Below are 7580 nucleotides of genomic sequence, written 5' to 3' on the forward strand. Positions count from 1 at the left end.
GCCCCGTTCCTGAAATCTCCTGACTGAAATCCCCTGACTGAAGTTTTGGATGGGCCGATCGGGCGATCGGCTCACCCCTCCACAGTTCTCTTCGCCCCTAGCCTCCCCACCTAGCGCCCTAATCTAGCGCCCTAATCTATGGATCTGCACACCACCTATCTGGGTCTCACCCTTCGATCGCCCCTGGTACCTTCGGCCGCTGCTCCGCTCGCCAGTTCCCTCGATCACCTGCGTCGCTTAGAAGATGCCGGAGCGGGGGCGATCGTCTTGCCCTCCCTATTTGAAGAACAACTGGTGCAAGACAGCTTTGAGCTGCACCACCATCTCAGCCATGGGCGCGACAGCTATCCCGAAGCCCTCACCTACTTTCCTGAGCCGGAAGCCTTCCGCCTTGGCCCCGAGCATTATCTCGACCACATTCGCACCGCCAAAGCCGCCCTCAGCATTCCGATCATTGCCAGCCTCAATGGCTATTCCCCCGGTGGTTGGGTGGAATATGCCCGATCGATCCAGGAAGCCGGGGCCGACGCGATCGAACTAAACCTTTACTTTGTCCCCAGCGACCCGGACATTTCCGGCCTGGATATTGAGCAATCGTTCCTCACCACCCTGCGGGCCGTCAAAGCCGAAGTGAGCATTCCGGTTGCGATCAAAATCAGCCCCTACTTCAGCAGCCTGGCCAACATGGCCCAGCGCTTTGACGAAGCCGGAGCCGATGCCTTGGTGCTGTTCAATCGGTTTATGCAGCCCGACATCGACCCGATCGAGCTGGAGGTGCGTCCCGTTCCCTATCTCAGTTCGGCCAACGATTTGCGGCTGCCCCTGCGCTGGATTGCACTGCTCTATGGCCGGTTAGAGACGGATTTGGCGGCCACAGGTGGGGTGCAACATGGGGCCGATGTGGTGAAATTGCTGATGGCTGGGGCCAAGATTACCCAGGTTTGTTCCGTGCTGCTGCGCCATGGTCTGGAGCATTTGCGCGTTCTGGAGCGAGAACTGGTGGCCTGGCTAGAGGCTCAGGAATATAACTCCGTTGAGGAATTGCGAGGAGTGATGAGCCAAGTCCATTGCCCTGACCCCAGCGCCTACGAACGGGCCCAATACCTGAAGACGCTGCAATCTTTCCGGGTGGATGCGGGCCACGGGTTGATTCTCGATCCACCCATTCACAGCGGCTTCTTGCCTTCCTGAGATCGAACAAGCCTGGGGCGGGGATTAGCACACCCACCCCAGGCACACCGGGTTTCGGGCCGATCGCCTCGCTAGAGTAACCCAGCCAAGTGCAGCGGCCCGCGGCCGCTAATCAACTCCAACGCCAGCGCCAGGAAGCCCAGCATGGCCAAGCGACCATTCCACACTTCCGCCGCCGTGGTCAGTCCCCATTCCCAACGCTCTTGGGGATAGATCTTGGCCTTGTCGGGCGGGTGCAAGGTTTGGGCCAGGGTCATGCCCTTGCCATCTAGGGTTTCGATCGCCAGGTTGGCCAAATCCTCAATGAAACCCGGATGGACATTCAGGGCGGGCACGCGGTGGAAATTATGAATCCCCGCTTCTTCGGCCACTTCCCGATATTCCATGTCAATTTCTTCAAGGGTTTCGATGTGCTCAGACACGAAACTAATCGGCACTACCACCAGGGTTTTCACCCCTTGGGCGGCCAGTTCCTTGATCGCATCGTCCGTGTAGGGCTGCAACCACTCGATCGGGCCCACCCGGCTTTGATAGGCCAGGGTATGTTGGTTGGGCCGATTCAGGGTGCGAATAATCCGCGCTACGCAGTCTTCAATTTCTTGCTGGTAGGGGTCGCCCGCCTCGGTCACGTAGCTGACAGGCACACCGTGGGCACTAAAGAAAATGTGGGCGCTGTTGGGATCTTCACAGCGATCGAGTTCCGTGGCAATCAAATCCGCCATGGCCCGCAGATAACCGGGGCGATCGTACCAAGACTGCACCACGCGATGGTCGATCGTTTGCAGGGTTTGATCCTTTTCCATCAGCCGCTCAATCAGGCGGAAGCTGGAGCCGCTGGTGCTAATTGAAAATTGCGGATAAAGCGGCAAAATTGCCAAGTTATCTATGCCATCCCGCTTGATCTGATCGAGTGCTTCTTCGGTGAAGGGATACCAATAGCGCATTCCAATGTAAATCTTGGCATCGCGGCCCCGTTCCCGCAGCTTGCCTTCCAGGGCGCGGGCCTGGTCTTCGGTGATTTGCCGCAGGGGTGAGCCGCCACCAATTTGCTTGTAGCCCTCTTGGGATTTGGAAGCCCGCAGGGTGGAGATCAGCCAGGCCAGGGGCTTTTGCAGAATTGGGCTGGGCAACCGGATAATTTCGGGATCGGAAAATAGGTTAAACAGGAAGGGCCGCACGTCTTCCAGCTTTTCCGGCCCCCCTAGGTTGAGCAATAAGACCCCATCTCGACCCATAACCTTTTGCTTCCCGTTCCGCTGTTGGTGTTTCTTTTCAGATTCTTAACTGATATTAACAATATCTTGAGGTTTGCGCTGACGGGCGATCGCCCCATCATCTGAACCTGGCAAGGGAACCCGGCAAGGGACTTCGCAACTGTCTGAAACACAGAATCCTCAAGGCGTTCGGTCATCGACCCTAATTTGATGAAGGGCCGTCTGACGGACGATTGCTATTGTCAATAATGTTTTAAGGATGCTTTGTGGCTACGATTCTACGGGATTTGAGTTATCGCTACCAGTGGCTATACGACAACATTTCGCGGGTGGCGGCCCTGGCGGTGGGCGGTGAGGGGCGCTTTCGTCAACTAGCGTTACAAAACTTCGATTGGCAACCGGAAACCCGGGTGCTGGATCTCTGTTGCGGTTGGGGGCAAACAACGGCGCTGTTGGTGGAGCGATCGAACTGCGTGACCGGGTTGGATGCTTCGCCCAAGGCCCTGGCCCGGGCCCGATCGGCCGTGCCCCAAGCTACCTATGTGGAAGCTTTTGCGGAAGCCATGCCCTTTCCGGACGGTAGCTTTGAGGTGGTTCACAGCAGCGCCGCCATGCATGAAATGGAGGCTGAACAGCTCCGCCAAATTTTTCAGGAAGTCCATCGGGTGCTGGTTCCGGGGGGCTGGTTTCTGTTTTCCGATTTCCATGCCCCCTCCAACCCGCTGTTTTGGCCGGGGGTGGCTGCGTTCTTCTGGCTGTTTGAAACGGAAACGGCTTGGGAATTTGTGCAAACAGATGTGCCGGGCTTGCTGGAGTCGATCGGGTTTTGTGATGTGTCTCAAGCGTTTTATGCGGGTGGCTCGGTGCAAGTGCTGCGGGCTAAGCGTGCTGCGGGCTAAGCGCCCCGATTGGGCTGAGCCTTGCGAGTTGCTCATGCGATCAATTCCCGTGCGATCAATTTCCAGATGATCAATTTCCAGACGATCAATCCCCACACCGGCTGGCCCAGCGTGGGGATTGATGAGCAATGGGTTGGTTTAGGTCGCCAAACGGTAGCCCGATCGCCGATCAAGCCCTTGAGATTCTGTTTCCTGCGGCTTGTTTAAAAGCCTGAAATTGGAGCTTGAAATGAGAGCCGGAAATTAGAGCCTAAACGGTGAAATCCAACCCCGCAGGAAGTAGAACACGCTTTGCAGGTATTCCGTCACCACCTTGGTGCTGACCGTGAGGCCTTCGGAGTTGGGAATCAGATCCGGAATGGAGAAATAGCGCCAGGGGATGGGGGTGATGTCCGGGGCATCGTAGGGCAGGGTGTAAAAGTCTGCCGGTTGCGGCACAACCCGGAAACCAACGGACTCGAACGCCAGGGTCGATCGCCGCATTTCGATCGCGGAGGTGACCAAGGCAATGCGTGCCCCCTGGGGGTTGGAACCAAACTCATCGCGCACATCCAGGGCGCTGTTGCGCACGTTCACCACTTCCCGCTTCTGGGCAATTTCGCTGCGGGGAATCACGATCGCGCTGGCTGGCACGCCCATTTCCTGTAACAACACGCTGATGTCAGACGATTCCGCCGCCCGGCAGCGCGTGGCCGTGCCGTCTGGGTTCCGACAGTCGCTGCTCACCGGTCGCCAGTAAGCGTTCAGCTCCGGCCGGAACCCCGCGCTCACAATAATTCGATTGGCCCGGCCAGCGCGATACAGTTGTGCCGCCAATGTGATTCGATCGCCGCTTTCGGTCAGCTCAATGCGCTGTTGACCAATCCCCGCCACACGGGTTGTGCCATTCCCCAGCAGCACGATCGCCTCAACGGATCCCCGATCGCCATAGCCCTGCATGGACACGGCTTCGCGCTCCAGTTGCCCCGCCAGCAAAAACCCGATTGCTGGGGTGCTAAACAGCAGCAACACCGAAAACGCCCAAGCCGCCACCCCATTGGTCGTGAACTTGCCCGGCCCTTCGCGCAGCACCCAGCGCGAGAGCAACAGCAGCGACAGACCCAGAGGAGTCAGAAGCAGGGACAGAAGGCTGCCCACCGATTCTGAGGTGCGGCCACCGGGGTTCATAAACGCGATCGTCAGCAGTGCCGCGATCGTGACAATGCCAAAGCCGGTGTAGTAGGCCACCGGGATGAACTTGACCTGAAACAGGAAGTACCAGAGCAGCCAGCCGATAAACAGCCAAATTAAGATAAAGGTCAGGGTCTCAAACATTCCAAATCACCCACGTCGGCGATCGACCTACCGGTTAGTTTTAACCGCAAGTTTTAGGGCAATGGTAGAGGAATTTTGCCGCTTTGAAACCAGAAGCCTAACCCCCAGCGCTTTTTGAGCGATCGACTGCTGACCGTAAACGCCCCTCACCCATTGCTGACTTTAGAAATTCCTTAACAATTTCCTGGATCCAACGGATTGCCCCGATCGCCCCGTGGCCCCGTCCGGTGGCCGCCTGGTGGGCCGATCGACGACGGGAGCAACCCCAGGTTGGGGCCTGTGGCTGGGTCTGCGTCGTTTTGCCTGGGGCTGTTGTCTTCCTCCTGCGTGCCTGTTGCTCAGCGCCTCAAACCGGTGAACGGTTCGATCGACCATCGCTAATCATGCTTAGCCTGAATTGCTACACCAAGATTTCTGTGCTCAGCTCATGCAACAAATGCAGCAATGTAATCAATGAACTTGGCAATCAATGAACTTAACGCACTGATCATTAGCTAAATTGTGAACCCCCTAAAGGCTGAATAGTGGTTAAATTTCGATTTGTTCTAGAATTCAATAAATCTTTAAAAGACTCTGCTTAATCTATTCTTGACGCTGCCGAATCGTGGTGTTATACCAAATTCGGCTGGGTTAATTTCTTGATCAATTAAGCGGATGATCTAAGTTAACCATCGAATTGTTGCTCACTCTTCAAAAAATGGATCCTGCGAATTGGGTCATTTATGAAGCAAAATCTCTGGGCTATCTTCTGAATGAAAACAACGAGCTACTCTGAGTTTTGATGGAGTGACAACAGCTTGATGGAACCTTCATCTTGGTTGATGTAAAGTCAACCTACGATCAGTCACAATTTGCAAACTGGTTGCTCGCAAATTGTTGATGCCTTGTGATTACCCTTGATCAAATTATTCTCCACTGAGAAAAAATATGTCTGGAATTCGCGACGTTGACGGCGACCCCAGTGGCACTTGGGCAGACTTGAGCTGGTCTGATCTCAGCAGCGAAGAGCAGTCCCTCTGGGGTGAGTTGGGATGGGATGAGTCGAGCTGGGAAGAAGATACGGATCCCCCAGCCAGTGATGATGAATATTGGGAAGACTTGAGCGCTGGTCAGCAAGCGGCTTTGACGAAGCTTGGCTATACCCAGGCCCTTTGGGACGAGGAATAAAGGCTGCCTGAAATTTGCTCCCCCAAAGCTTTTTCACTGAAAGCGCACTGAAGATTACGAAAACAAGGGGTTAATGCTCCTTGTTTTTTATTTTATTTCTATTTCTTGTTTTGCGATTTTGCTTCATCTATTAGATCGCTTGTATCAATTTCTTGTTTTGCGATTTTGCTTTATCTATTAGCTCTCTTGTGTCAATTTCTTGTTTTACGATTTTGCTTTATCTATTAGCTCTCTTGCATCAATCACGATTCTTATCCCAAGTCGTTTATCATAAATTGTCATCTCACAGGCACTATTTTCAAGCACTAGTAGGGTGGGCAGTGCCCACCTCATAATTGCTTCATGGCATCTGTGATATGGCGTGCCAATCGTTCTAGGTCAAGGCTGTATTTTCAAATTTGCCAAATTCACCAAATTGATTTAACTGGATATTAGAATTTTGGGGCCTCTGGGTTGTGCTGTTTGCCCTCAAGGCTGGCTGGGTTTTCCCAGGGGCAGGGCCTGTTGAGGTTGGTTAACTGGCCCGATCGGGAAAGCCGATCAGCAAACAGCAATTCAAGTTTCAATCAATTGCAGTTACTGGATTGCTGCGACGATCCATGGGAAGCACTATTGGGGAAAAACTCGCCTAGCAGGTGACATCCGAAAGACCGGCTCATGGTGACTTTTCCTGAGCAAGGTCTGGCCGATGCTGAATGAGTAGTAATCGAAAACGGTGATTGAAGACAGCAATTGAAGGCTTCAAGACTGCTGCTTTTTGATTTCCCACAGCTAATGACCGATCGAGTTTGTCTATGTCTCCTGTTGCTTTGCGTTGGCGTTTGGTTCTGCCCTTGGGATTGGGTCTGTTAATGGGGGCTGTTGGGGAACTGGGGCAGCCGTCGATCGCCCAGGCCAATCCCCGATCAACCCCCGTGCTCAACACCAGCAATCAGTTACCCCCATCGGTGCGATCGCGCATCTTGGCAGTGGCGGCCCGGGATTTGGGTCAAGCGCCTGGGAACCTGACCATTCGCGAAGCTACCCGCGCCACTTGGTCAGACAGTTGCTTGGGTTTGGGTGGGCCAGCGGAACTCTGTGCCCAAATGCAAGTCCCGGGTTGGGCCGTTGAAGTGAGCGAGCGTCAATCCTGGGGGCCGCCCAGTTGGTTTTATCGCGCTGACCAAGCGGGTCAGATCATTCGCCAAGCGGTGGGTTCCCGATCGCTCACGCCAGAAGTGGAACAACGGTTGCTGCGACAGGCGGAACGATCGCTGAAGTTGCCGTCTCGATCGCTCACGGTCACAGCCCTGAAACGCAGAACCTGGGATGGCTGCATGGGGGTTTATGACGCGCCGCTCACGGCCTGCACCATGATTGCGATCGATGGTTGGCAAGCCATTTTGAATCAGGGCGATCGGTCCTTTGTGTTTCACCTCGATCGCGCGGCCAACCTCGTGCGCTACAACCAAGCCGCCAGCAACGGCACAACCGCTATTGCTCCCATGACCAGCGACCTCCCCACCCTCGGCAATGGGGAGCGATTCCAGATGCACATCACTGGCGGGATTGCCGGTCGCCAGGAACGTTGGACTTTGATGGAAGATGGGCGATTGCTGCGGCGCATCAACAATCAAGCGCCGGAGTTGGTGGGTCAACTGTCTGCCAATCAGCGAACGGAATTGGAACAGGCTCTGGATAACAGCATGTTGTCCAATAGACCTCTTGCACGAATCAAATTGGATGTGTTGCCTGGTAGTTGAGCAACCCGGCCAGCAGATGAAGCCTCAAGCCAAAACGGCGACGACGATTGCGA

At 54.9% G+C, this 7580-nt stretch carries 6 protein-coding genes; 4 read left to right on the forward strand and 2 right to left on the reverse strand.

All coding sequences use genetic code 11. The features are described 5' to 3' along the window. Positions 1-138 precede the first annotated feature (138 nt). Positions 139-1191, forward strand: a complete 1053-nt coding sequence (locus H6G53_RS17705) for a dihydroorotate dehydrogenase-like protein (RefSeq protein ID WP_190535272.1) — start codon at positions 139-141, stop codon at positions 1189-1191. Between the two features lie 71 nt (positions 1192-1262). Here the strand turns inward: H6G53_RS17705 and hemH are convergent, their stop codons facing one another. Continuing rightward, on the reverse strand, positions 1263-2426 hold the full coding sequence (hemH, locus tag H6G53_RS17710; protein ID WP_190535276.1) for a ferrochelatase: 1164 nt from the start codon (positions 2424-2426) through the stop codon (positions 1263-1265). Positions 2427-2671: 245 nt separating this feature from the next. Here hemH and H6G53_RS17715 point away from each other — a divergent pair, with 245 nt between their 5' ends. Then, positions 2672-3304 carry a methyltransferase domain-containing protein gene (locus H6G53_RS17715; RefSeq protein ID WP_190535278.1) on the forward strand — a complete coding sequence of 211 codons (633 nt, stop codon included), beginning with the start codon at positions 2672-2674 and terminating at the stop codon, positions 3302-3304. Positions 3305-3547: 243 nt separating this feature from the next. Here H6G53_RS17715 and H6G53_RS17720 read toward each other — a convergent pair whose 3' ends face one another. Then, positions 3548-4618 (reverse strand): YdcF family protein, encoded by a 1071-nt coding sequence (locus H6G53_RS17720; RefSeq protein ID WP_190535281.1) that lies wholly within the window; start codon positions 4616-4618, stop codon positions 3548-3550. A gap of 927 nt (positions 4619-5545) precedes the next feature. Here H6G53_RS17720 and H6G53_RS17725 point away from each other — a divergent pair. Both H6G53_RS17725 and H6G53_RS17730 read left to right on the forward strand, forming a co-directional pair. Beyond that, positions 5546-5785: a hypothetical protein gene (locus tag H6G53_RS17725; RefSeq protein ID WP_099535049.1), complete on the forward strand. Its 240-nt coding sequence runs from the start codon at positions 5546-5548 to the stop codon at positions 5783-5785. Positions 5786-6579: 794 nt separating this feature from the next. Next, complete coding sequence (locus tag H6G53_RS17730) at positions 6580-7527, forward strand: hypothetical protein (protein ID WP_190535284.1); 948 nt, start codon at positions 6580-6582, stop codon at positions 7525-7527. The last annotated feature ends 53 nt before the right edge of the window (positions 7528-7580 follow it).

The sequence above is a fragment of the Limnothrix sp. FACHB-406 genome, from assembly GCF_014698235.1.
Classification (GTDB): Bacteria; Cyanobacteriota; Cyanobacteriia; order CACIAM-69d; family CACIAM-69d; genus CACIAM-69d.